General features: G+C 43.3%; 23 protein-coding genes and 1 other RNA gene. 14 read left to right on the forward strand and 10 right to left on the reverse strand.

All coding sequences use genetic code 11. The annotated features are described in order from the left end of the window. Positions 1-5 precede the first annotated feature (5 nt). Both pepP and HII16_RS01510 read right to left on the reverse strand, forming a co-directional pair. Positions 6-1,334: a Xaa-Pro aminopeptidase gene (gene pepP, locus HII16_RS01505; RefSeq protein WP_248289467.1), complete on the reverse strand. Its 1,329-nt coding sequence runs from the start codon at positions 1,332-1,334 to the stop codon at positions 6-8. Between the two features lie 40 nt (positions 1,335-1,374). After that, positions 1,375-1,944, reverse strand: coding sequence for a UPF0149 family protein (locus HII16_RS01510; RefSeq protein WP_169126818.1), 570 nt, complete (start codon positions 1,942-1,944; stop codon positions 1,375-1,377). Between the two features lie 325 nt (positions 1,945-2,269). On the opposite strand from HII16_RS01510, the gene ssrS reads away from it, so the two are divergent. The 10 genes from ssrS to HII16_RS01560 all read left to right on the forward strand — a co-directional run bounded on the left by ssrS (position 2,270) and on the right by HII16_RS01560 (position 12,146). Then, positions 2,270-2,452: non-coding RNA, 6S RNA (gene ssrS, locus HII16_RS01515), on the forward strand. A gap of 223 nt (positions 2,453-2,675) precedes the next feature. After that, complete coding sequence (gene elbB, locus HII16_RS01520; RefSeq protein ID WP_169126820.1) at positions 2,676-3,329, forward strand: isoprenoid biosynthesis glyoxalase ElbB; 654 nt, start codon at positions 2,676-2,678, stop codon at positions 3,327-3,329. 78 nt (positions 3,330-3,407) lie between these two features. After that, a complete protein-coding gene (locus tag HII16_RS01525) occupies positions 3,408-4,016 on the forward strand; it encodes a 5-formyltetrahydrofolate cyclo-ligase (RefSeq protein WP_169126822.1) in 609 nt (202 codons plus the stop codon). An 81-nt stretch (positions 4,017-4,097) separates the two neighbouring features. After that, positions 4,098-4,757 (forward strand): ribose-5-phosphate isomerase RpiA, encoded by a 660-nt coding sequence (rpiA, locus tag HII16_RS01530; RefSeq protein ID WP_169126824.1) that lies wholly within the window; start codon positions 4,098-4,100, stop codon positions 4,755-4,757. A gap of 405 nt (positions 4,758-5,162) precedes the next feature. Continuing rightward, complete coding sequence (gene serA / locus HII16_RS01535) at positions 5,163-6,392, forward strand: phosphoglycerate dehydrogenase (protein WP_169126826.1); 1,230 nt, start codon at positions 5,163-5,165, stop codon at positions 6,390-6,392. A 68-nt stretch (positions 6,393-6,460) separates the two neighbouring features. After that, entirely contained in the window at positions 6,461-6,943 is a 483-nt protein-coding gene (locus HII16_RS01540; protein WP_169126828.1) for a GNAT family N-acetyltransferase, read from the forward strand. Between the two features lie 88 nt (positions 6,944-7,031). Then, on the forward strand, positions 7,032-7,862 hold the full coding sequence (locus HII16_RS01545; RefSeq protein ID WP_169126830.1) for an SAM-dependent methyltransferase: 831 nt from the start codon (positions 7,032-7,034) through the stop codon (positions 7,860-7,862). A gap of 119 nt (positions 7,863-7,981) precedes the next feature. Further along, complete coding sequence (locus HII16_RS01550) at positions 7,982-8,239, forward strand: hypothetical protein (protein ID WP_169126832.1); 258 nt, start codon at positions 7,982-7,984, stop codon at positions 8,237-8,239. Between the two features lie 209 nt (positions 8,240-8,448). Then, complete coding sequence (locus HII16_RS01555) at positions 8,449-10,266, forward strand: diguanylate cyclase (protein ID WP_169126842.1); 1,818 nt, start codon at positions 8,449-8,451, stop codon at positions 10,264-10,266. Then, the gene (locus tag HII16_RS01560) at positions 10,257-12,146 is read left to right on the forward strand and encodes a GGDEF domain-containing protein (RefSeq protein ID WP_169126844.1); all 1,890 of its coding nucleotides are present in this window, start codon (positions 10,257-10,259) and stop codon (positions 12,144-12,146) included. The genes HII16_RS01555 and HII16_RS01560 overlap by 10 nt, the downstream gene beginning before the upstream one ends. Before the next feature lie 11 nt (positions 12,147-12,157). Here HII16_RS01560 and ruvX read toward each other — a convergent pair whose 3' ends face one another. The 5 genes from ruvX to dsbC form a co-directional block, all read right to left on the reverse strand. Further along, entirely contained in the window at positions 12,158-12,583 is a 426-nt protein-coding gene (gene ruvX, locus HII16_RS01565; protein ID WP_169126846.1) for a Holliday junction resolvase RuvX, read from the reverse strand. 105 nt (positions 12,584-12,688) lie between these two features. Further along, on the reverse strand, positions 12,689-14,227 hold the full coding sequence (gene lysS, locus HII16_RS01570; protein ID WP_169126848.1) for a lysine--tRNA ligase: 1,539 nt from the start codon (positions 14,225-14,227) through the stop codon (positions 12,689-12,691). A 16-nt stretch (positions 14,228-14,243) separates the two neighbouring features. Then, the gene (prfB, locus tag HII16_RS01575; RefSeq protein ID WP_169126850.1) at positions 14,244-15,341 is read right to left on the reverse strand and encodes a peptide chain release factor 2; all 1,098 of its coding nucleotides are present in this window, start codon (positions 15,339-15,341) and stop codon (positions 14,244-14,246) included. 136 nt (positions 15,342-15,477) lie between these two features. Further along, positions 15,478-17,199 (reverse strand): single-stranded-DNA-specific exonuclease RecJ, encoded by a 1,722-nt coding sequence (recJ, locus tag HII16_RS01580; protein WP_169126852.1) that lies wholly within the window; start codon positions 17,197-17,199, stop codon positions 15,478-15,480. A gap of 200 nt (positions 17,200-17,399) precedes the next feature. After that, the gene (dsbC, locus tag HII16_RS01585; protein WP_169126862.1) at positions 17,400-18,128 is read right to left on the reverse strand and encodes a bifunctional protein-disulfide isomerase/oxidoreductase DsbC; all 729 of its coding nucleotides are present in this window, start codon (positions 18,126-18,128) and stop codon (positions 17,400-17,402) included. A gap of 422 nt (positions 18,129-18,550) precedes the next feature. On the opposite strand from dsbC, the gene fldB reads away from it, so the two are divergent. The 3 genes from fldB to HII16_RS01600 all read left to right on the forward strand — a co-directional run bounded on the left by fldB (position 18,551) and on the right by HII16_RS01600 (position 21,637). Continuing rightward, complete coding sequence (fldB, locus tag HII16_RS01590; protein ID WP_169126864.1) at positions 18,551-19,075, forward strand: flavodoxin FldB; 525 nt, start codon at positions 18,551-18,553, stop codon at positions 19,073-19,075. Between the two features lie 117 nt (positions 19,076-19,192). Further along, complete coding sequence (gene srmB, locus HII16_RS01595) at positions 19,193-20,464, forward strand: ATP-dependent RNA helicase SrmB (RefSeq protein WP_169126866.1); 1,272 nt, start codon at positions 19,193-19,195, stop codon at positions 20,462-20,464. A gap of 156 nt (positions 20,465-20,620) precedes the next feature. After that, entirely contained in the window at positions 20,621-21,637 is a 1,017-nt protein-coding gene (locus tag HII16_RS01600) for a hypothetical protein (protein ID WP_169126868.1), read from the forward strand. Positions 21,638-21,696: 59 nt separating this feature from the next. Here HII16_RS01600 and HII16_RS01605 read toward each other — a convergent pair whose 3' ends face one another. The 3 genes from HII16_RS01605 to yaaA are packed head-to-tail and all read right to left on the reverse strand — an operon-like array spanning position 21,697 to position 24,805. Then, positions 21,697-23,484 (reverse strand): TIGR03545 family protein, encoded by a 1,788-nt coding sequence (locus HII16_RS01605; RefSeq protein ID WP_169126870.1) that lies wholly within the window; start codon positions 23,482-23,484, stop codon positions 21,697-21,699. Continuing rightward, positions 23,484-24,002 carry a TIGR03546 family protein gene (locus HII16_RS01610; protein ID WP_169126873.1) on the reverse strand — a complete coding sequence of 173 codons (519 nt, stop codon included), beginning with the start codon at positions 24,000-24,002 and terminating at the stop codon, positions 23,484-23,486. The genes HII16_RS01605 and HII16_RS01610 overlap by 1 nt, the downstream gene beginning before the upstream one ends. A gap of 26 nt (positions 24,003-24,028) precedes the next feature. After that, entirely contained in the window at positions 24,029-24,805 is a 777-nt protein-coding gene (gene yaaA, locus HII16_RS01615) for a peroxide stress protein YaaA (protein ID WP_169126875.1), read from the reverse strand. A gap of 281 nt (positions 24,806-25,086) precedes the next feature. Here yaaA and tal point away from each other — a divergent pair, with 281 nt between their 5' ends. Next, entirely contained in the window at positions 25,087-26,040 is a 954-nt protein-coding gene (gene tal, locus HII16_RS01620; RefSeq protein ID WP_169126877.1) for a transaldolase, read from the forward strand. Positions 26,041-26,205 lie beyond the last annotated feature (165 nt).

Here is a 26,205-nt window from a genome sequence, read left to right on the forward strand (position 1 = left end):
ACTCACTAACCAGCCATGAGTGCTTCGATTTCGTCCACCGTTTTAGGAACATTAACGGTTAGGTTCTCGTGACCATCTGCGGTCACTAAAATATTATCTTCAATACGAATACCCAAGCCTTGATAATTCTCACCAACCTCAGCTTCAGCATCAATGTACAAGCCTGGTTCAATGGTCATAACCATACCCGGTTCAAATGCACGTAATTGATTCTTGTGTTCATCCATTTGGTAGTCGCCAACATCGTGCACATCAAGTCCAAGCCAATGGCCAAGGCCATGGATAAAGTATTGTTTACACGCTTTCTCTTCGATAAGTTGCTGCAAGTCGCCTGACAATAAACCTAAATCATACAAACCACGGGTTAATACCTCACAAGCGATGTTATTCAGTTGCGCAAAGTTATTGCCTGGTTTTATCGCCGCGATGGTTGCATTTTGTGCCTCAAGTACGACATTATACAAAGCTTTTTGCTCTGCCGTAAACTTACCACTTACAGGGAAAGTACGAGTAATATCAGCAGCATAGCCACTTAGTTCGGCGCCAGCGTCAATCAATAACAGCTCTTCATCAATCAACACTTCATCGTTGTCGGTATAGTGCAAAATCGTTGCATTTTCTCCACCGCCGACAATCGAACCATAGGCCGCTGCGCGGGCACCATTGCTAGCAAATTCATGAAGAATTTCGGCTTCAACCTGATACTCAAAGGTACCGTGTTTAGCAAATGTCATTGCTCTGCTGTGGGCATTACCGGAAATAACATTGGCTTCGCGCATGATGTTGATTTCAGCGGCTGATTTGAATAAACGCATTTCATGTATGATTGGGCGAATATCAATCAACGTACCCGGTGCGCTAAAGCCTTGTTTAAAGCCAGCGCGTAAAATGTCTAGAATGGCAAATACCATGCTATCGAACTCTTTGTCAGCGCCCTGTGCGAACAACAAATACTCTGTGCCATTAATATACATAGGCAACACTTGCTCAAGCTCATCGAGCGTATAGGTATGATCGAGTTTAAATGCTTCTTGTGCTTTTTCCGCACCGACGCGACGACCATGCCACACCTCTTGCGCTGGATCTTTATCTCGACAAAATAAAATCGACTCAGTCTCATCACCTTTGACTAACACCAATAACGCGTCAGGCTCATGGAAACCAGTTAAGTAATAAAAGTCTTTGTCCTGACAGAATAAAAACTCTGTATCTCGAGAACGGGTGACTTCTTTGTTGGCAGGAATAACGGCGACTGAATTGTCTGGCATTTTTGCCAAAACACGTTGGCGACGTTCAACAAATTCCGTCACCTCAATGCGTGTATGTTTCATCATCAGGAAATCTCGTTTGACTCTTTGGTTCGAATGACTCGAACTAATGTAATGTTTTATTTGGGCTACGCTGAGACGGTTTGGCACCAAGTTCAGCAAAGCACAACAGACTTGAAATACGCACGTATTCCATCAATTCAAAATAGGCGTTTTCAGTATCTTCGTCCTCTTCCAAATCAGTGGACAAGTTAGCAATGTTGGCAAAATCGTTAATGATTTCTTTCACATCTTCAGAGAAGGTTTTATTGTCTTTTTGCTGTAAACCAAAGCCTAAGTTAAAGCCTTGCACCCAATGGCCTAACGCCTGACCACGTTCAATTAACGATTCGTCATCATCGGGGATCAATAACTGAAAGCCAAAATTGTCATCTAATACCGCTTGCCAGATATCACTGTACATGGTCTTGATTAGGTCTTTTAAGGTTTTGCCCAACCCTTCACCATTATTGAAAAAGTCACTAACAAACGTTAGGTAACTGTCGTCTTCATAAGCAAAGCCAGCGGCAATAACACCGGTCAATAAACCGTGAATTTCTGAGGCATGCGCAGAAAAGTTCTCACCACCAAGTGCGTTTTGAACAGAAGGAAAATCTAAGGAATTGCTGTCACTCATATATTTGTGCTTATCACCCAACCCGTGGGATTCCGAAAAATATTGCAATGTAGGCAAATACTACCACTTGCGCTGCATTTCGACCAGTGTTGACCACGTTTTCCTCCATATCACCAATAATTAATTACTTATAGCAAAAAGCTATTGAAAGTTAATATGATTTTCCGTAAAGTTCGCGCCGTCTGCAATCAACTTGATTTATCCATTGGCTGCCGGTTTTTTATGAAATGCTCGCGCATTACATTTTTATACAACGGATGGGTTGGGAAACCTTCCGGTCTGTGTATAATTAAATATATCAGCTGTAGGGTTACAGGTGATGTTATGTTCCCTGGGGTGTTGGTTAATTCAACTATGTCCCTGAGCCGATAATTCTTACCTAAGGGGGCCCCGTACTTGCTATTGAGCATGCCCATTTCGATTGGGAAGCCTACGGTGAATACACGGTCTCCGCCTTGAGCACACGGTGTTCAAGGGCTGACGTTGGAAACGGCATCTTGGGGAGCTTCCACCTCTTATCTAAGACAATCTTTTATAAATTCAATCACAACCAACAGGCGGCGTGCCTGCGCCAAAGCGGCCCGATTATTGCGACTAAATTTACGGTTACCATCTCAGTTATTCGGTGTAATATAAGCCATAATCAATAACGCGAAATCCCCTAAGATAGAGTTAATTTAGCTAAGCTGACGTTAGTTAAAGTCAACACAGATGAATAAAAGAGGCAAACGATGAAACATATCGCGATCATATTAAGTGGCTGTGGCGTATTTGACGGCGCCGAAATTCATGAGGCGGTTTTAACCCTATTGCATGTCGAATTACAAGGCGGTAAATACCAGTGTTTCGCACCAAACATTGCGCAAATGCATGTCATTAATCACCGAACAGGTGAGGTCGCAGAGAATGAGTCTCGCAATGTATTGACCGAAGCCGCCCGCATTACCCGTGGAGAAATCAAAGATTTAGCCGAGTTAGATGCAAATGACTTTGATGCGCTTATTTTACCCGGCGGCTTTGGCGCGGCAAAAAACCTATCTGATTTTGCCGTTACTGGCGCAGAATGTCGCTTAAATGATGATGTCAAAAGCGCCTGTAAAGCCTTTGCTAACGCCGGCAAAGCGGTTGGTTATATTTGTATTTCACCGGCCCTGATCCCGAAAATATACCAACAAGGTACAAAATTAACCATAGGTAATGACGAGGACACCGCGTCCGCTATTAACAGCATGGGCGGTGAGCATGTTAATTGCCCGGTTGATGAGTTTATTGTCGATGAACGACACAAGGTAGTATCGACACCAGCGTACATGTTGGCCGGAAGTATCACACAAGCCAATGCAGGCATTAGTAAACTGGTCAAGAAAGTGTTTGAGCTAAGCTAGTGTTATAACGCCAGCTTATATAAACCAGAAGCAATGCCCTAGATTGAATAACCCGTTGAATTGAGATCAATTGAATCGATGACCAGTACGACTAATGACAGGCAACAGATAAGACGTCTCATTCGGGCTCGTCGTCAAGCGTTAAGCACGGCGCAGCAAGCGATTGCGCAGGCAACAATTGCCGATACACTCAAACAACACCCCCGTATCAAGCAAGCCGATAGCATCGCCCTTTACCTTGCCGCTGACGGCGAATTAAATTTAGACGATTTTATTAAATGGTGTTGGCAACAAGGTAAGCAATTGTATTTACCCGTATTGCACCCTTTCTCTGAAGGGCATTTATTGTTTTTGCATTATCGGCCAAACACCACACTGGTGAATAATAAATACCAAATCCCAGAGCCAAAACTGGCGGTAAACGCCGTGTTACCGATTAGCCAGTTAGACATTATTTTGACGCCATTAGTGGCGTTCGATTTGTCCGGTAATCGCATGGGCATGGGGGGCGGCTTTTATGATCGTACGTTGCAGAACTGGCACCAACAATGGCAGCAGGCTAATGGCGAAACACAGCAAAACGCTTGTCGCCCCTACCCAATTGGTGTTGCCCATCAATGCCAACAAATAGAGTCTGTGCCAAGCGAACATTGGGATATCCCGTTACCAGAAATCATTTATGTATAACCCTGACAGTTTTTTAATGACGCTGGCGAACACCAAGGTTATAATTTAGGCCATAAAACATAATGCTAGTTGGGAAAGCAGATGACTCAAGATGAAATGAAAAAAGCCGCAGCGATTAAAGCCCTAGACTTTGTTGAAGCAGATTCGATTGTTGGCGTTGGTACAGGTTCAACCGTTAACCACTTTATCGACGCTCTGGCGACAATCAAGAACACTATCAAAGGTGCTGTTTCGAGTTCAGAAGCATCAACCCAGCGTATGCGCGAGTATGGCATTGACGTGTTTGACCTCAACAGTGTTGACGATTTATCGGTTTACGTTGATGGTGCCGACGAAATCAATGAGCACATGCACATGATCAAAGGGGGCGGCGCCGCCCTCACCCGAGAAAAAATAGTTGCTGCCGTCGCCAAAACATTTGTCTGTATTTGTGACGAATCAAAACAAGTTGGTGTGTTAGGCGATTTCCCGTTACCGGTTGAAGTGATTCCAATGGCGCGCAGTTATGTTGCCCGTGAATTGGTTAAATTAGGTGGCGATCCGGTGTATCGCCAAGGGGTTGTCACTGATAACGGCAATGTCATCCTTGATGTCCATAATATGAGCATCGTCGATCCTAAAGGATTAGAGCAAAGCATTAACGCCATTGTAGGTGTCGTAACCAATGGTTTGTTTGCCCATCGAGCCGCGGATATCTTAGTGCTTGGTACAAGCGAAGGCGCCAAAGTCGTCAAATACTAAGCTCTTACAGCGTTGCTAAGGTGTTAAGGTCGACTATGTCGACCTTTTTTATGGCCAAATATGATTTTGCTAGTGGGCCTTAGCGGTGATTAACAAACACAATAAGAATAAACAGATAGCGAACAAAATCGAATTTAATTCGACCACATATAAATTCATCGATATTTAAAACGGTATTACACACAGTTTCCGATGATAATTACCTCTCCATACACAGCTTACTCATCCGCTGCTAACAGGTTATAAGACAACAAAAAATAATACTTTCGAGTTTTAACTCTATATGCTAATTTAGGCTTTTTTAGCAAGGCCTTTAACATCGCGTTGCTAACCCCCAGAAAAATAAAATTTTGCCCTTTTGCCTTGAACCAATGGCCCACGGCAGCACCACCTTAGAGAGAGACCATGAGCAGAACATCACTAAACAAAGATAAAATCAAAATCTTGTTACTTGAAGGCGTACATCAATCGGCGCTTGAAGTATTAAAAGCCAGTGGTTACTCCAATATTGAATACCTTAAAGGTTCGGTGACAGATGAAGAGCTCAAACAAAAGATCAAAGGGGTCTATTTCTTAGGTATTCGTTCTCGTACACAAATTACTGATTCAGTTCTTGAGCACGCCGATAAATTGGCCGCCATCGGTTGTTTTTGCATTGGTACCAATCAAGTTGAATTGCCAGCGGCACAAATTCGCGGTATTCCTGTTTTCAATGCACCATTTTCAAATACCCGCTCTGTTGCCGAGTTAGTACTTGGTGAATTATTGCTGCTGTTTCGTGGTGTACCGGAAAAAAGCGCCTTAGCACACCGTGGCGTATGGCAAAAATCCGCCACAGGTTCAGTAGAAGCTCGAGGCAAAACTTTGGGCATTATTGGTTATGGTCACATCGGTACCCAGTTAGGCATTATGGCCGAACACATTGGTATGCGCGTTAAATTTTATGATGTTGAAACCAAATTGCCATTAGGTAATGCCGAGCAAGTTGATAGCTTAACAACCCTATTAAATACCGCCGATGTGATTTCTTTGCATGTGCCTGAAACCCGCGCAACGCAAAACATGATCGGCGAAGCAGAATTTGAACAAATGAAAGACGGCGTTATTTTTATCAATGCCTCTCGTGGAACCGTGGTTGATATTGATGCATTGGCAGGAGCACTGGAAAGCAAAAAAGTTGGCGGCGCCGCTATTGATGTATTCCCGGTAGAGCCAAAAACCAATGACGATGAATTTATTTCACCATTGCGCGGTTTTGATAATGTGGTGTTAACGCCGCATATTGGTGGTTCAACCAAAGAAGCGCAGCAAAATATCGGTCGTGAAGTGGCAGGTAAAATTGTCAAATATTCAGATAATGGCTCAACCTTGTCTGCGGTAAACTTTCCGGAAGTATCGTTACCGGCACATACCGGCAGCTCACGCTTATTCCATATCCATAAAAACCAACCAGGTATATTGAACCAAATCACTCGTGCCTTTGCTGAGCGCGATATTAACATCAATGCGCAGTATCTACAGACCGATGATCAAATTGGTTATGTGGTGATTGATGTCGAAGCAACAGACAGTGAAATGGCGTTAAAAGAATTACGCCAAATCGATGGCACGATTCGCGCTCGCCTAATTCACTAGTGACAAAGCAACAAACAAATTATCACCAATCAAAAACGCTGACGTCATTTTCAAGTCAGCGTTTTGTTATGCGCCTTATTAACAATAACGACATAACCTTCTATCAGCAGCTCTACACTTGCCCTGAAGTGATGCGCTATATGGGAGGACCTATGACAGCCGAGCAGGTGCAACACAGATTCGACATACTCTTGCAAAAGCAAGGCAATAAACGGGTGTTGCAATATGTGATAACCGACCGCACCCAGTCAGTCGGTATCTTAACCTTTAGCTGGAGTAAAACCCGATCAGGGGTTGAGTGGGGCATTATGATTAGCCCGTCATTTCAAGGCCAAGGTATTGCAGCCGAAGCCTTGATCGCCAGTATTGCTTTTGCCAAACACTCTCTGCAACTGCACAGTCTGCTTACGCAAACAGATAAACACAACATGGTGACGATAAGGTTTTTGCAATCCTTATTTGAACGGCAGGCATTAGAAACGCTCAGCCGTGACGATAGCCACCCACATATTTTAAAACACCATATTGGCTGGCATATCAATTTGCTTTAGGGTAGTTTCTTACTTAGCTCGATACAAATTAGCTCGACAAAAATTAGCGGCATAAAACTTAATTCAATCGATAATTTAGTGTATTACCATGACATCAAATAAAAACGGCACGTTAACCTGTGTCGGTGTAGGGATAACCCTCGGGGCTCACTTAACGCCAATCGCCCGTAGTCACATTGAACAGGCCGATGTTGTCTTCAGCCTTGGCAATACCGGCTTAATGAAACAATGGCTGCTTGGTATCAACAGTAATATCATTGATTTGCAATCTTATTACCAGCAAGGAAAACCTCGCTCTCTCAGTTATCAGCAAATGCAGCACGCATTGCTGGAGCCAGTGCGCGCGGGCAAAAAAGTCGTTGCCGCTTTTTATGGTCATCCAGGCGTATTTGTTACCCCAAGTCATAAAGCCATCGCCCAAGCCAAAGAAGAAGGTTACCAAGCGAAAATGCTGCCTGGCATCAGTGCTGAAGATTGTCTGATAGCAGATTGCGGAATCGATCCCGGACGCACGGGCAGCGCCAGTTTTGAGGCCAGTCAATTTATCCGTTATCGCAAACAAATTGACACCAGTGCCTACTTGTTGTTATGGCAAGTTAGTGTGATTGGTGACACCCGACTCACTAAGTTCGCCACAGATAAAGAATATCGCGCATTGCTTATTGAGGTGCTGCAGCGTAATTACCCAGACGATCACCCTATCATCATTTATCAAGCCGCGACCATTGCCACTGAGCAGCCCCGTATCGAACACATACCATTGCATCACTTGCTCGATGTGAAACTATACCCCGAGTCAACCTTAGTAGTGACGCCTATATACAAGATGCGCAAAGATGAAATCATTGAAAAACGGCTGTTATCTCTTGATAAAAGCAAATTGAAGCAATCATTAACGTCCATAACCAACGACTCGTAAGGGTCGGCATCTAGCTTAATAATAAACTTAACAGATTTGCGTAAATAGCTGTTGTAAAAAGATAAAAACCATCGCAAGATAGAATTTGCCTTTAAAACCAACAACAAAAAGGAGTTAAGATGGCAAGTTTAATTGATATATTAGCCGAACTGGCCAGTGACGCGACGCTAAGCAACACAGATCAGCAAGGCATCGCACAACTGGCTAGCAAACACGGTCTATCAGTAGCCGAGTTACAAACCTTGTTAGCGGGTGATGTTAAAGCAATAGAAAAACAGCAAGGTATAGACAGTGCGGTTTGCATCAACATAGACGACCCGGACGATGTGCCAGACAATGATGATGAGCAACAAGAGCGCATTCGTCGAGCAAGCTAATCTGCCCTGCTCAGCAAAGTTATTAAAAAAATGATCACTTCGGTGATCGTTTTTGTTTATGATATAACAAGGAACGTAAAATAATAACGTCAGGATTTGACGACATCAACTCAATGGTTATTTTTGGCAATCTCACATTTTTAAAGCGATCTCTATCGGCATATGCGCTGGTAAAGACCTGTTGTGCATTGCTATTATGCAGTGTGCTATTGGCCTCAAATACAGCCGCCTTCGCTCAAACAACAGCGGAGCAGGACCACCAAGAGATAATACAACAATTACCCGATCTAACTGTTGATGATTTGCATGTTCTTGCCGAAGCTAACCGTAGCCGTTCGCCAGAATTATTACAGGCGATTATTGCCGAACTGGAACTGCGTGATATCAACGGCACCCTTAATGATTACGAGCGAGAAAGAAAGACCTTATTATCGGCCTATAACTTATTGTTGCATGAACAAGAGATATACAATGCCTTGCGTTTATATCGCTTTATCGAAGCCTCAGAAAATCATGATATCAAGGTTGAAAGCCTATCGAAACAGCTTAATGTCGCCCTACTTACTGGCAACATTCATGCAGGCTCAAAGGTTGTCGACTTACTGACCCAGCTTGGCGAAGAGGAACTTAGCCCGCGTGAGCGCAGTGACATGTTTGCCACGATTGCCTACTTCATGTTTAGTGTTGGCAACCTTGAAGGGGCTGTTCTGTATCAACGGTTACTGGATCGCAACCATTTTAATGCTCGCGAAAAGTGCACGCTGCAAGTCAATATCGAAATAACCGATATGCATTTTTATTTTGCCAAGTACGATCAACAAAGCATCTCCCAAGTCGCAGATTATTGCATCAGCCAGCGCGAATATATCTTTGCCAGTTCATTAGCGGTTGTGTCTGCAAGACTATTTAATGACATGGGCTTAGCGGACCAAGCCCTATCATTATTAGATAAATATAAAGACGCCATTTTCAAACATAACCTGATTGATCATCGCATTATTTATTACAATGAAATGTCGCGCATTTATCAGCAGAAACAACAATATGATAAAGCACAAGCCATGGCTGATAACACGCTTGAGCTTTTGCTGCAGGCCCCCAATATCACCATAGATTTGGAAAAAGTGCTCAAGCAATTAAGTGACTTTGCTTATCAACAGCAGCAATTTGATCTTGCCCTAGATCTACAGCAACGTTACCTCGCCACCCAAGAAGATCAATTAAACATGCTATTGCAGCGGGAACTGCAGCTTGCCAAAGTGATGCAAAATATTCATGCCATGCAAGTACTGTCTGACCGTAAAGCCAACGTTTTAATGGATACCCGCGAAAAATTTGAACAAGTCTCAAATGAATTTTACTCATTCAATGATGACCTTATTAGCTATGGTGGCATCTTATTCGGTCTCGGTTTGATTGCCCTGCTGATTTATATTCGTCAAGTGCGCTTGCGCAGTCTAGGTAAGGTCAAACGACAAGCGTGGAAAAAAGACATCTTAACGGGGCTGCTTTCGCGCCGTTATTTGCACGAACAGATATACAGTTCATACGTCAATATCAAAGTCGACAAGATTAACTACGCAGGAATGCAATTACGCCTTAAAGGCATGCGCCGGTTTAATCGTCGTTACGGTTACCGTCAAGGCGACGAAGTGTTAAAAATGGTCGCCAAACTGCTGCTTCAACACCAATGTAAAAAGCATCATGTGGGACGCACTGGTAGTAATGAGTTCACCCTAGTGCGTCACGATATCTTGATTGTTGCGATGCAGGAAATTGCCCATAAAATTGACCGTCAGTATCAGCATATGATGGTATCTATGGGTTACTCCAAAGATGATTTAGCGCTATATATTGGTCTTACCGACAGCATCACCAGTGATTTTAACCCTAAATATTTCTTTACCGATATGAGCATGGCGATGACCCGTGCGGAATGGGGTGAGAAAAACATTGTCACCTTCCGCGTTGATTGGACTGATCGCCGCGTGTTCTTCCCTACTAAGGAGGAACAAGTATGGCGTTAATGCATTCATCGCCAATTAAGGCGTTACTCACATCATGGTTATTGGCGCTGATCCTATGTATCGGTATCAGCCCACAAACTCAGGCCGCCTCGGCCATATCGTCGATTTACTACAAAGAACAACTCGATGACTTAATTCGCGAAGCCTTGGAAATTCGCAGTAACGATTTACAACGTAGTCGAGAAATTCTCAGTATTTTACACGAGAACAACCATCGGATGACCGTCAGTCAGTCCGAGCAATACGTTTATATCCAAGCCTATTTGTTAACCATCGAAGGTAAGTATCAAGAAGCCATTGATATGCATTCCAAAAATGCCGGCTCAACCAACCTTAATTTTCGCTTACGTGCTAATGCCAATATGTTGCGCATTCATTTATTGCAGGAAGATTATAAAATGGCGGCAGCGATGTACATCATTACCAAGCAATCGTTGGCGCCAATAAACCGTAGAAACTCAATATATATCAATGCATTAATCACATTCATGATATTCTACAATGATATGCACGAGTATAAACAGGCGATCGCCATGTTTAAAAAAATGCTCAACTCAAAAGGTGAGTTACCGACCGCCCGACAAGTGTGTTTTATTAATCGTGAACGAATCAAATCCGCTTTCGCCTTAAACGAGCTTGATCCTAACGCTCAAGAGTTCGTCGAAGCCCTACGTATGTGTAATGTCGCACAAGAGCCTTTGGTTACTCAGCACATCGTTGCCATTAAAGCCGCAGCGCATATCCGTAATGGCGAAGTTACTATTGGTAAGCGCTTATTAACGCAATACTGGCCGCAAGTTTATAACAGCGAATTCAGCCTTAACATATTGCGCTATGCCGCAAACTTAGCCAATGTCTATGCCAAAGAGGGCGACGAACAACGCGCTCGCGAATATGTTGATATCGCCTTATCGTTTATGCAACGACATAAAAAACACCCGCAAATGCTTAACGCTATGAAATTGGATCTCGCTCTATCGGATTACCTAAGCGCAAAATCTCGTTTTGAAAGACAAACCGCGCTGATGCAATTTGAACGCAGTGTTATCGACAGCGAAAATGAAAAGTCGCTACTATATCAGGCAATCAGCCACACGGTTGAAAAGAAGTGGATGAGTGTTGAGAGTTTTATTGCTCGTAATAAAACCGACTTACAAGTTACCGAAAAAGTGAAGCAAGAGATCTGGTGGGGTTATATTTTTGCCGGTGCGATTTGGGTAGGGATTTTACTGATGTTTAAGTATATCCATTGGGTACACGGCATGACTCGCACCGCTAAAGCCTATTTGCGCCAAGCAATCCAAAAATCCAGAGTCAGTACCATAACCAGTATATACACTCGTGAAGCGTTTATTGAGATTGTTCAACGCCGATTAGCAAGTGCCGAACAACAGCAGCAGCGCCACGCGATGGTTGTGGTTAACATCGACATGTTCCGTCAGTTTTATCATATCCATGGTATGGATATTGCCAATCGTATGTTACGCCACGTGGTCAAACATATCCGCAGTCATTTTCCAGACAACGCGGTTATTGGTGAGCTAGGAAACGATGAATATGCGATTTTATTGCCTAATTGTCGTATGCAACGCGCTTATAATATGACTGAAAAATTTCGTCAATATATCGCTGAAACCGATGCCAAAGATAGCGTAGGCTTTCACGTTGAGCTAACCGTTAGTGCGGGGATTACCGAAACCGGCTTTAGTGGTTTTGATTGGCAAGAAATTTTGATGCATGCAGAAAAAGCACTACATTTTGCCAAGTTAGAATGGGGTAATACCTCGGTACAATATCGTCACCGAATGCAACTACCTAATCAAACCCAAGATAAAGATATCCTTGAGTATATGCAGATGCAGCGTTACACCTTTAAGTAACGCTATCAACCTTAACTGTCCATAAAGCTTTCCAGGATCAAGGCCGCTGACATGCAGTCAATATTATCTTTTTGTAGGTTGCGATAACCGCCATCACTGAACAACTGCTCTTTCGCATCGGCTGTAGTTAATCGTTCATCTTGCAACTCAATGGCAATGCCAAAGCGACCATGCAGGCGGTTTGCAAATTTTCGCGCCCGTGCCGTTAAAGGTTGTTCGCTGCCATCCATATTCAAAGGCAAGCCAATGACCAACACATCCGGTTGCCACTCATTAACCAGTTTGCCAATTTCATCCCAATTAGGGATACCATCTCGTGCCTTAATGGCTTTCAAACCTCGAGCGCTGTGGGTTATTTCCTGCCCAATGGCAATGCCGATATGTCGAGTACCAAAGTCAAAGCCCATCAAAGTGCGGCTACCTACTTGTTTTACCATATATTAGGTGTTCTTTATCAACTGTCTGGCGGCTGATTATAGCCGATCGTTATCATTAACCAAAAAAAATCCCGGCGAACCGGGATTTTCCAATACCTAGTAGACTTACTCAGCTAAAGGACGCATGTGCGGGAACAATATGACGTCTTTAATCGTTGGTGAGTCGGTAAACAGCATCACTAAGCGATCGATACCTATACCTTCACCCGCTGTTGGTGGTAAACCGTATTCAAGCGCGGTAATGTAATCTTCGTCAAAGTGCATTGCTTCATCATCACCAGCGTCTTTTTCTTCAACTTGCTTTCTAAAGCGAGCGGCTTGATCTTCAGCATCATTTAGCTCGCTAAAGCCATTGGCAAGTTCACGGCCACCAACAAAGAACTCAAATCGGTCAGTGATAAACGGGTTATCATCGTTACGACGAGCCAGTGGTGATACTTCCCACGGGTACTCAGTGATAAAGGTTGGTTGATCCAGTTTATGCTCAGCCACTTCTTCAAAGATTTCACATAAGTATTTACCAGCACCCCAAACGTTTTCACCTTCCGGCTCTTTCACGCCAACTTGCTTGGCAATCGCACGTAATTCATCAAAGCGATTTTCTGGATCGCGAATAACCGCTTCATCCAGCTCTGGTGCATGGGTCAAAATAGCGTCCATCATCGATAAACGAGCAAATGGCTTACCAAAGTCATAGAATTTCTCTTCAATGACTTCGCCTTCAGCGTTTTTCACCGTATTACGTACCACGGCATCACCAAGAATATCTTCAGCCAAAGTACGTAACATATCTTCGGTCAAGTTCATCAAGTCGTTGTAATCGGCGTAAGCTTGATAGAATTCAATCATGGTAAATTCTGGGTTATGGCGTGTCGATAAACCTTCGTTACGGAAGTTACGGTTGATTTCGAATACACGCTCAAAGCCGCCCACCACAAGACGCTTTAAGTAAAGCTCTGGGGCAATACGCAAGAACATGTCGATGTCCAAGGCATTGTGGAAGGTTTCAAACGGTTTCGCTGTTGCACCACCTGGGATGGTTTGCAACATTGGCGTTTCCACTTCCATAAAGTTGCGATCAGTCAAAAATTTACGGATACCATTTACAATTTTTGAACGGACTTCAAAGGTATTGCGAGTTTCTTGGTTAATGATCAAGTCAACGTAACGTTGACGATATTTCATTTCCTGATCCGATAAACCGTGATATTTTTCAGGTAACGGGCGCAATGATTTGGTCAGCAATTGATAATCTTGCATGTTGATATACAAATCGCCTTTGCCCGACTTGCTTAGCTCACCTTTAACACCAATGATGTCACCGATATCTAATACGCCCCAACGCGCCTTGATGTCTTTTTGTACGGTTTTATCCGCATAGGCTTGAATGCGACCAGACATGTCCTGCAATACTAAGAAAGGACCACGCTTGGCCATCACGCGACCAGCAACAGCAAAAACCAGCTTGTCTTGCTCTAATTGCTCTTTATCTTTTTCGCCGTGCGCAGCTTGAATATCACCTGCGTAATGCTCGCGATCAAAGTCGTTCGGATGACCGTTGGCCGGGCAATTGCTGCGAATACTTTCCAGCTTGCCACGACGTTCAGCGATTAATTTGTTTTCGTCTTTAACTTGTTCTGTCATTGTCGTTTCTCGTAAATTACAGGCCAGACTTCAAACTGGCTTCAATAAATGGGTCCAAAGCGCCGTCAAGTACCGCTTGCGTATTGCGCGACTCAACACCGGTTCGTAAATCTTTAATGCGACTATCATCAAGCACGTAGGAACGGATCTGACTGCCCCAGCCAATATCCGATTTACCTTCTTCCATGACTTGCTTGTCTTCGTTTTGCTTTTGTATTTCCAGTTCGTATAATTTTGCTTGAAGCATCTTCATCGCCTGCGCCCTATTTTTATGCTGAGAGCGGTCAGCCTGACACTGCACCACAACACCGGTAGGCTCGTGGGTAATACGAATCGCTGAATCGGTTTTATTTACGTGTTGACCACCGGCGCCAGAGGCTCTAAAGGTATCGACACGCAAATCCGCAGGGTTTATATCAATCTCGATATTGTCATCAATCTCAGGGTAAATAAATGCCGATGCAAACGAGGTATGACGACGAGCGTTAGAATCAAATGGCGATTTTCGTACCAAACGATGCACGCCGGTTTCGGTACGCAACCAACCAAAGGCATATTCGCCAGAAAACTTGATGGTACAGCCTTTAATGCCTGCCACATCGCCGTCGGTTTCTTCCATCACTTCGACTTTAAAGCCATGCGCTTCACCCCAACGTAGGTACATGCGCATTAACATATTGGCCCAATCTTGTGCTTCGGTACCGCCAGATCCCGCTTGAATATCTAGATAACAATCGTTTTCATCTTGCTTACCGGAAAACATGCGACGAAACTCAAGTGTTGCCAATTGCTGTTCTAAATCAGCCAATTCGGCGACAGCCTCGTCTAAGGTTTCTTCATCGCTTTCTTCAACCGCTAACTCAACCAAGTCTTGAATGTCTTCGCAGCCCGAGTCCATATCGTCAATGGTTTTAACTACCAACTCCAACGAACTGCGCTCTTTACCTAGCTCTTGAGCACGTTCTGGTTCATTCCAAACGTCGGGTTGCTCTAACTCACGGCTAACCTCAACCAAACGTTCTGCTTTTTGCTCGTAATCCAGATAAGTGCGAAGTACTTGGGTACGTTCACGAATGTCCTTTATCTGGTTTAGTATAGGATTGATTTCAAACATCAAAAGTTACAAAAGTCGCATAGTAATTAATAGTCGCGCATTGTAGCTTATCTGCACCGCAGAATACAGATTGGCACGGGCTTTTCACTAAAAAAGTTACAAATGACTGGGATCTTGTTGAGCCGACCAAGCAAGATCATAGCGCCTGTAAATGTTCCACCATCAATTGCACTGTTTGCCGGCCTCGAAACTCATTTATATCAAGCTTATACGCGATATGCAGTGACTGACACTGATGATTCGGCCACTGGCTTAAATCAACGTTAAAGGCAATAGCGTCTACGACAAGGTCTCCTAACTGCACCACCAATTTCAAATGTTTGTCACCAACAATACGTTGTTGCACTAAGGTAAAGGTATTGTCGAATACAGGCTCTGGAAAATTTTGTCCCCAAGGGCCTGCCTGTTTTAATAACTCGGCAAAATCTAGGTTGAGGTAGCTGGGCTGCAACTCACCATCGGATAGCACCACCCCTTGCAGTAAGTCATCACTTAGCTTTTCTGCAGCGTATTGGCTGAATAATTGTTGAAAGCGAACAAAGTCTTGCTCGCCAATGGTTAAGCCCGCAGCCATTGCATGACCACCAAACTTAGCAATTAACCTTGGATGTTGGCTGTCCATGTACTCGAGCAAATCGCGAATATGCAGGCCAGGAATTGACCGAGCCGAGCCTTTAATTGTGCCTTCATCACCTTGAGCAAAGACCACCGTTGGGCGATGATATTTCTCTTTTATTCGCCCAGCGACAATGCCTATCACCCCTTGGTGCCAATCGTCTTGATACAAGGCTAATGCGCCGGGGAGATTATCCTGAGCAAAATTTAATTTCTGTAAGATTTGTTCTGCTTCAACCTGCATGCCCTGCTCAATCTGGCGACGTTCTTTGTTGAGGTCATCTAATTGCGCGGCAATGACTCTGGCCTGATACATATCATCAGCCAGCAAGCACTTAATGCCCAAGCTCATATCATCAAGTCGTCCAGCGGCATTCAGCCTTGGTCCTAAGCCAAAACCAAAATCGCTGGCGTGTAATTTTTGCTGGTTCTTACCGGCCACTTCAATCAATGCCTCTACCCCTGGGCGCGTAGCGCCAGCGCGGATACGCTTTAGCCCTTGAGCGACGAGAATGCGATTGTTTTGATCTAAGCTGACCACATCAGCAACCGTGCCAAGGGCAACTAAATCAAGTAAAACCGCCAAGTTAGGTTCGCTCAGGTTATGCTCGGCAAAATAATCTGTCTCACGCATACGTTGGCGCATCATTAGCATCAAATAAAACGCGACACCTACCCCAGCCAATGCTTTTGAGGCAAAGTTACAGCCTTTTTGATTGGGGTTAACAATCGCGTCAGCCGGCGGCAATTTCGCCCCAGGTAAATGATGGTCGGTGATAACCACAGTACAACCATGTTGTTTAGCGCGTTCAACACCTTCATAACAGCTTATGCCGTTGTCGACGGTAACGATAACGTCAGCGCCAGCCTGTTTGGCTAGGTCACTAATTTCCGGCGTTAAGCCATATCCGTATTCAAATCGATTGGGGACAATAAAGTCGTGATTCGCCGAGCCTAATAAACCAAGCCCTTGCATCATCAATGCCGTACTTGTTGCGCCATCGGCATCAAAGTCACCAACGATAATGATGCGCTGCTTATTGTCTATTGCATCAATTAAAATATCTGCGGCTTGCTCGATGCCTAGCAACTGTTTCGGCGCCAACATAACCGTCAGCGCTTGTTCAAGCTGCTCTTGCTTGGTAATGCCACGACTGGCATAGATGTGTCTTAATATAGGGTGTAAATCTTCACCAAAACCAATATCTGACGGTTGTTGACGACGACGAATTTGCTTATCCATACCAATCCGTAATGAAAGTTAATCAAACCATGACCACCTGTGTGTCATTAAACAGGTGTTGCATAGCTATAAAGAAATTTAGAGTATCGCGAAATGCCCAACAAAAGAAGAGACAGGTGAGTGATCACTTTGATTGAAATCGCATGACATATAATAAAGGCGCCCAACGGCGCCTTTATCGGTAAACATTAGGTTATCGATTAACCTTTTTGCGCACTATAGGCTTCAAGAATTTGCTTCATTTGTTCAGGCGTTTTATAACCTGGAACCATTAGACCATCATCCAACATAATTGCTGGTGTGCCTGATACACCGATCTTTTTACCAAATTCGTATTGCTCACCAACCGGTTGCTTACAAATTTTCTGGTCGATTTGCGAGCCACCTTTAGCGCGAGTCATGGCCGATTGTTGATCATCACTACACCACACGCTGCGGATATCGGTGTACGACTTACTGTTCAAGCCACCACGAGGGAACGCAAGGTAGCGCACGGTAATACCCATATCATTATAAGCTTGCATTTGATTATGAAGCTTACGGCAATAACCACAGGTCAAATCGGTAAATACCGTCATTTGGTATTTTTCTTCTGTGGCAGGGAAAACAATCATCGACTCAGAGAAGCGCTCCATACCGGCAACACGTTGCTCAGCCAATGCTTCTTCGGTTAGCGAGGCGATACCGGCTTCTTGAATTTGATAAAGCTTACCTTGAATCAAAAATGAACCATCCGCAGAACTATAAAACAGCCCTTGGTTGGTAAACACTTCGTAAACATTGTCCATTTTTGATGCTTTAATGCTCTCAACTTCAAGACCAATTTTTGCCAAATTCGCTTCAATTTTACTGTTCGCGTCTTCGGCATGCACTGACATAGATAACAATACGCCAGACACAATAGTGATTAATAATTTTGCTAACTTCATAATTTAAACCTTGCTGCAATAAACGCCAGTCATTGACGTTATATGTCCATATGTTTTTAATGTTGAAATAATGTGCACCATGTCAAAGACCAACTGTAAAACCTATTCGTCGACACTGTTCGTGACACCTGCAACATACAGACCAGAAAACTGCGCATAAAATTACTGCCCTTTTGATGTAAATGCAAGGTAAACACCAGAAAAAAAACAATGAATTGCCGCTTTTGCCAAGTTTTAACAGCCTGTTTACCAAGTATAGTTATAAAGTCGCTAATAATGTCGTTAAAAACCGTTAAACGGGGGAAAATATGAGTTATATAGCCGACATTAACAAACTGGCATTTTTTCTCTACTGAGATCATAGGATCTGCATGCAATTTGCGGTAGAATCGCGGCTCAAATTATTAAGGTACAGTTTTACGATGAAAATAGGCTTGTTTTACGGCTCAACAACCTGCTACACCGAAATGGCGGCTGAAAAAATTCAGGCGGCTTTGGGCGCGGACTTGGTGGATATTTTCAATATAAAAGATGCACCTCTTAGCGACTGCCAAGACTATGATATCATCATTTTTGGTATTTCCACTTGGGATTTTGGCGAATTGCAAGAAGACTGGGAATCAAAATGGACGGACGCCGAAGCGCTAAACCTAAACGGCAAGATAGTGGCTTTATTTGGTCTTGGTGACCAAGAAGGTTACGGTCAGTGGTTTCAAGACGCGCTTGGCATGCTGCACGATGTGGTTATTGCCTGTGGTGCCGACATAGTTGGCTACTGGCCAAACCAAGGCTATGAATTTGAAGATTCAAAAGCGTTAAGCGAAGACGGTGACTATTTTGTCGGCTTATCTCTTGACGATGAAAACCAATACGATAAGACGGATGATCGCATACAACAATGGTGCGAGCAGATCCTCACTGAAATTCAGCAATTGCTTAACGATTAACCCCCTATTGCACTTCACCTTGCGGCAATGCAAGTATTTGCAAAACAAGGTTAATCATTAAAAGTACGATATACTTGTAAAAAATAAATACCCACAGTGGTTTAAGGTCTCCCCTTCATGTTTGCACAATTTGATTTAGATGATGCGTTAGTTGGTGGCTGTGATAAAGCCGGATTTAAAAAGCCAACCTCAATTCAGCAGCTGGTATTGCCAGAAGCTATGGCCGGCAAAGACGTGCTTGCTTCAGCGCCTACCGGCACAGGTAAAACTGCAGCATTTATATTGCCGTGTGCGCAACATTTACTGGATTATCCGCGCACCAAGCCAGGTTACCCAAGAGTACTTATTTTGGCGCCCACTCGTGAATTGGCGACACAAATTTTTCAGCAGGCAGAGTTATTAACACAACTTACTGATATTAAAATTGGCCTGATTACAGGTGGTGTTAATTATGGCTCGCATAAGGAAATCTTGACCAAAACTACCGATATCTTAATTGCCACACCGGGGCGTTTGCTTGAGTATATCGATAACGAGCAGTTTGATGCCCGTGAAGTCGAAATCTTGGTATTGGATGAAGCCGATCGCATGCTAGACATGGGTTTTAGCGATAATATTCACCGCATTGCTGGTGAAGCGAGATGGCGTAAACAATCATTGTTGTTTTCGGCGACCTTAGCTGGTGCCGGTATCATTCGTTTTTCTAAAGAGATCCTCGAAGAGCCAGTCTATTTAGAGTCGGATCCATCACGCAAAGAAAAAGCCAAAATACACCAATGGGTGCACCTTGCTGATAGCAAAGAGCATAAAATTGACCTGTTGGTTGCATTGCTTAATGATGAAAGCGTCAAACGTGCGGTTATTTTTGCAAACAAACGCGAAACCGTGCAGTTTTTATCTGGCAAGCTGCAAAGTGAAAATTTATCTAATGCATGGCTCGAAGGCGAAATGCCACAAGATAAGCGCAACAACGCCGTCGCACGCGTCAAAGATGGCGAGGTTAATATCCTAGTCGCCACCGATGTTGCCGCTCGAGGTCTTGATATCGATGATATAACCCACGTTATTAACTTTGACTTACCACGCAAAGCGGATGTGTATGTGCACCGTATCGGTCGCACCGGTCGAGCCGGTAAAAAAGGCACGGCAATTACCTTAGTCGAAGCTCATGATGTCGTTTATCTCGCAAAAATTGAACGCTTCACTGATCAACGCTTGCAACGTCGAGTTATCGACGGCTTGCGTCCTCTGCATAAAGAAGCACGAGTACCAAGTAAGAAAAAGCCAAAGCAAAAAGTCAAAAAAAATGCCGGCTTAACGCGCCAGCAAAAGCTGGCGAAAAAGCGTAAGAAAGATAAGAAAGCCCGTAAGAAATCGCAAAAATCCTAAGCCCTTTCAGCCCTGCTGCAATGCTTCTTAAAGGTGAACCTCAAATCCAGGTTCACCTTTTTTATGTCCAAAAAAAGCATATAATTTAGAAACTTAGTTGAACTATATAAGACAATCACAGTCGTAATTTCAGCACTAATAATGCAAAGGAATGTTATGAGTAAATTCAAACGGCCTATCTACATGCTTTCTTCAATGTTATTGTTCGGTTGCGGTGGAGGCCCTGACAATGAAGTCGATGAGCATATTCCTAGGCAGCCCTTCCCTATTGAAGGCAATATCAATTCATTAGCCAGTGTTGATGGCGATTTTTACTTTGTCCATAAGCAGTCTCTGTATATGGTTGAAGACATGAATTTCGATGCCGTGTATTGTCTTGGCCACACATTTGAGCACAACGGGATGGGGCAAATCAGCTCTACATCCGTCTATTCTGTCGACGACAAATTATTCACTTCTAATGGTGAGGTTTATCAAGGCTATAACTTGGTTGAAAACTTTGCCAAAGGCTATGAACGCGAACCCTATTATCTCAGTGCCAGCTCCGAGCAAAGCTTTATCATAGAATCGTTCTGGGAAGAGCAAGTTAGTTATTCTACGGATTTAAATCAATGGCATGATTTATATGTCGATAAAAATGAATTACCTATAAACGTTCGCTTTTTGCAAGATGCGCAATACATTTATGAACGGGATACATTGGTGACCTTATTTGACGCATATACGGGATCCGGTACGGTCAATCTTTTGCTGACATATCATCAGGACGATTGGCAACTGATGCAAGAAGATGTCAATGGTTTACGTCTAGTGTATGTCGACAATACGTTGTTGTTTATGCGTAATCAGGGCATTCAAAAATTAAAACAGGATGATTTGTCGATAGAACAAGAGTTAAGCATCGATAATCTGCTTCACTTTAACGTGCACCAGGATAGTGTGATTTTCACCGATGGAGCTAAAAACTGGCGACTGAAACCGTCAACCATGACGCTAACGGAGTATCAGCTACCTGCAGAAATAGGTATGTTAACCGGTATTGAACACCATGATGAGCAAACCTACTTAAGCAGTAATAAAGGCATTTGGCAATACGATGGCAAGCAATACCTACAACTATACAAGGTTGAGCAAATGGCAAGCGAAGGTTGTTACAGCCCGCCCAGTCAATAATCAATAAAAAAGGAGGCATGAGCCTCCTTTTTTAATCGTCTTTAAACCTTTTATACTGGTTAACCAAACAGCTTACCAAGTTTTTTCTTTAACTTGTCTTCCAACTCTTTTTTCTTATTGTTGGTGACATTGGCTTTTAATAGTTTATCCAATGCTTGGTCGGTATCCGTTAATAGTAATTCCATATCGGCAATCTGTGCCGCATCGGTTTGTGAGCTATTCAGTGCACTTGCGACCTTATCATTTAAACCGGTTTGCAAATCCGTTTGAAAGCGATTGAGTTGGGCTTGCAATTGCTTATTGACCGCTTGGCCGATGATGCCATCAAGATCCGATGCAACACGCATATCTGGCGCACTGATATCACCGCTTAATTCAACCGATAAGTCGAAGTTATCGATATCACTGACACTGGCAAGCAAGGCTTGACCGATACTGGAGTCAGCATGTCCCGAATAGTGCGCGTCGACTAATTTAAATTGATTAACGTTCACCACCCCTTGAGGCTCAATAGCAAATTGCCCGACACCAGCGATATTGGCAGTATCAAGCGATAAAGCAAAACTGTCTTGTTCACGCAATTTGGCGTTATTTACTGGTACCTGCTCAAACAGGTAATCACCATCAACCTTATAGCTATCTGGATGATTAAAAATATTAGCCTGCAACTGACCGTTTCCACCTTTTAACAAATCTCTTGTTGCGACGGTCATCAAGGTCGGTTTATTGCGTATCCAATGCTGCGCGGTAACTTCTTGCAAAGAGAATTGAAAGGTCCCTTGTGGCAGTTTTAAGCTGAACTCAGCATTTTTAATCAACCAATCAGGTAAAGGGTTATTGTCATTAAAATGAACAAATCGGCCGGCAGCTAAACTCTGCTGTTGTTGTGCTTTTTGCTCAGCGCTCTGCTGTGATTTTTGTTGCAGATACGGCGCTAACTTATTATAAATCGTTTCCGCCGCTCGGTAGTATTCTCGCGCCTGCTCACCAAACAAAATGTGCGCAAAGTCAGCATTGTCAATTTTGTCTAACTGATATTTGGTTTGCAGATACTGCCAGTCTTTTTCTGGTGCCTGATGTGCATCTTTAACAGCCTGAGCTATAACATCTTTACTCTGTGTTAATTGATTTTTGGCTTGTTTTATCAGCTTCTTGTCTTGCTTAAATTGCGACTTCAGTTGATCCAGCTCAGCTTTTACTTTTGCCACGTCGTCGAGCGACTTAACCTTACTATCGACCAATTTTTTGACTTTCAGTTCATAAGCTTTAAGGCGCTCGTCATCCGGTAGCTGGGACTCCAAGGCAAGTAATTTTTGCTTTTCATCATGATACAGTTGTTGTAGTTGTTTGGACGCTTTGACGCTGAGCAAATCACTGTCATTGAGAATGTCTTTTACATTCGGCAGCGATTGTTCGACCGCAGGCAATTGACGCTTTAGTGATTGTCCAGTGTGTTGCGCAATACTGGTATTGCTGTCCCTATAGACCTCACCAGCAGAAGCTCGTTGTGAGTCAAATGCCAAACCAGTGATATTTAAATCGTCGATCACTACCCGCCCGAATACATATTGCCAAACATCGACACTGGCGCTGGCGTGCTCAAAGCTAAATAGATTATGACTTGGTTTGCTGTTGTCCGTTACGGCCAGGTCACTGACATCAACTTTGAATGGTGTGTAGTCGATTTCAACCGACTCAACATTCACTTGAGCACCAAAATACCAGCTGCCGCCCTGCTCAATCGACAGTTTAACAATACTCGGTGCCAACCCCCATAAGATAGCCGCTAACGCGGTCAACGTAGCGAAAAAGCCTGCAAGTCCTTGCCATCTAAAATAATGATTCATTACAAGCTGCCCTCACCACTTAGGCTCTGATAAACCTTATAAAAACGCGAACCTTTAAGCATTTGCACAATTTTAAATCGTTCTATAAATTGCATCATATGATGTCGGTAACGTTGCACCAATAACGTCGCTAACAAGTACACCGGGATAAACGCTATGATGGCACTGACCAAAGAACCTAAGGTTAGCGTGTTATGAAAATGAGCGAGTTTAAGCACATCAACTTGATACAGACTTTGCCAAAAAGCCTGCAAGTGTTGCGATAACAATAAGCTGTCACCGAGCAACGCCATCGGCGTTGCCAGTAATAAAGACAAGATTGAAAACACCGCAATAGAGACAAAGAATGCACTTAAATTAATGCGTATTAGGAACGCAATTAATAACAGTAAGACATTATGCAAACTCAATGTCGGTGTTAAGCCAACAATCATCCCCAGCGCTACCGCTAAGGCTATTTGTCGAGGGGAGCTCTCAGAATTGAGCGCCTTAAAAAATTTAGCCAGTAATGTCAGCATGACAATCCCTTTTGCTGGTGCTGTTATTATTCTACCAATTTGCGCGTAAACACGGGTTCAGTCGGCGTCGACATTGCGTCATTGTAGCCATAACCATCGACATCGAACTGTTTCAATTGTTCAAGGTCAGTGATTTGTTTGTCGATAATGTAACGCGCCATAAGACCACGGGCTTTTTTAGCAAAGAAACTGATCATTTTATATTGACCGTTTTTCCAATCTTTAAAGGCTGGGGTAATAATGTTCGCTTGTAATTGCTTTTTCTTTACCGATTTGAAGTACTCATTAGAGGCTAAGTTAATCAATACATCGTCACCTTGGGCGGCAATGGCTTGATTTAGTTTGTCAGTGATCACCGTGCCCCAAAATTCATACAGATTTTTGCCACGCTTATTATCGAGCTTGGTACCCATTTCAAGTCGATAAGCTTGCATTAAATCCAAAGGTTTTAATAAGCCATACAAACCAGACAATATACGCAGATGCTGTTGTGCAAAATCAAAGTCCGTTTCAGTAAATGATTTTGCGTCCAAACCGGTGTAAACATCACCATTAAAAGCCAATACCGCAGGTCTGGCATTGTCAGGACTAAAAGGCTGAGACCACTCGGCAAAACGCGCCGCATTAAGGCCTGAAAGCTTATCTGAAATACTCATCAAAGAACCGATTTGCGCTGGTGTAAGTTCAATACAGCGATCAATCAATTCTTGGCTATACTCTAATAAATCAGGTTGACTATACTTTTCAGTAACTAGCTCAGATTCGTAATCAAGGTTCTTAGCAGGGGATACAACAATTAACATGGTTTTGCTCTATCTTTTTGTAATTAAAAAATTCGATGAAGCAAAACTATAACACGTAAAACAACAGCAAAATAAGAGCCTTGTGCACAAAAATAATAAAGCGACGACCTCCTTTAGATGAATTTTTAGTGAACAAGCGTATTTAGTTCTAACAAGAGCTGGTGGCTATTGATAAATTTTGGTAATTTTACAACACTTACAGTTGAAAACCTGTATCAAAGCTAACTTTTTGAAAAGTATTACGAAACATAATTACATAGATAATAAGGAATGCGGTATTTATGACTTCCCAATTAGAACAATTGAAAGCAATGACAACGGTTGTTGCCGACACCGGTGATGTCGGTGCTATTGCCCAATTCAAACCGATCGATGCGACCACCAATCCTTCCTTGTTATTGAAAGCAGCTGACTTGGATGATTACCAAAGCTTGCTGACAGCGTCTGTCGATTACGCTAAGTCACAATCAAACGATTCATCGCAGCAAATTATGGACGCCGGCGATATGCTATCGGTATTGATAGGTGTGGAAATATTAAAAGTCGTCCCTGGTCGCATATCGACGGAAGTGGATGCCAGACTATCATTCGATACACAAGCGACCATCGCCAAAGCAGAACGATTGATTGAATTGTATCAACAACAAGGCATTAGCAAAGACCGTATCCTGATCAAAATGGCCTCAACGTGGGAAGGCATTCGTGCCGCTGAAGTATTAGAGCAAAAAGGCATCAATTGTAATTTGACCTTATTATTTAGCTTTGCTCAAGCACAAGCTTGTGCCGAAGCTGGGGTATACCTTATTTCACCGTTTGTCGGCCGTATCCTTGATTGGTACAAAAAAGCAGAAGGTCGTGAAAGCTATCCGGCGCATGAAGATCCAGGTGTTGTGTCGGTAACCAAAATCTACAACTACTACAAGCAACACGGTTATAACACCGTTGTCATGGGCGCCAGTTTCAGAAATAAAGAAGAGATTCTTGAATTAGCCGGTTGCGATAGATTAACCATTAGCCCGCAGCTATTGGCTGAACTAGAGCAAGGTGAAGGCGCTGTTAAGCGTAAGTTAGTTGCCGCGCAAACCGGCCAAGATCGCTTAGTTGCAATGGATGAAGCGACGTTCCGTTGGCAAATGAACGAAGATGCTATGGCCACCGAAAAATTGGCTGAAGGCATCCGTGGTTTCACCGCAGATCAAATTAAACTAGAACAAAAATTAAGCGAGCTATTATAAATTAGCCATAGTTAGTTCAGTTAAAGTACCAGAAGCACACTTTTTTTAAGCAAAAGTTGCTAATTGATTAAAAAGTCGCCAAATTCGACTTTTTTATTATTTAATTGTGAAAAAAGTGTTTTATTTTAATTTTTACTATGGTATCAAGAAGGTGACGTTGTAAGT

Origin of the sequence: Thalassotalea sp. Y01 (assembly GCF_012932945.1) — a bacterium.
Lineage (GTDB): Bacteria > Pseudomonadota > Gammaproteobacteria > Enterobacterales > Alteromonadaceae > Thalassotalea_A.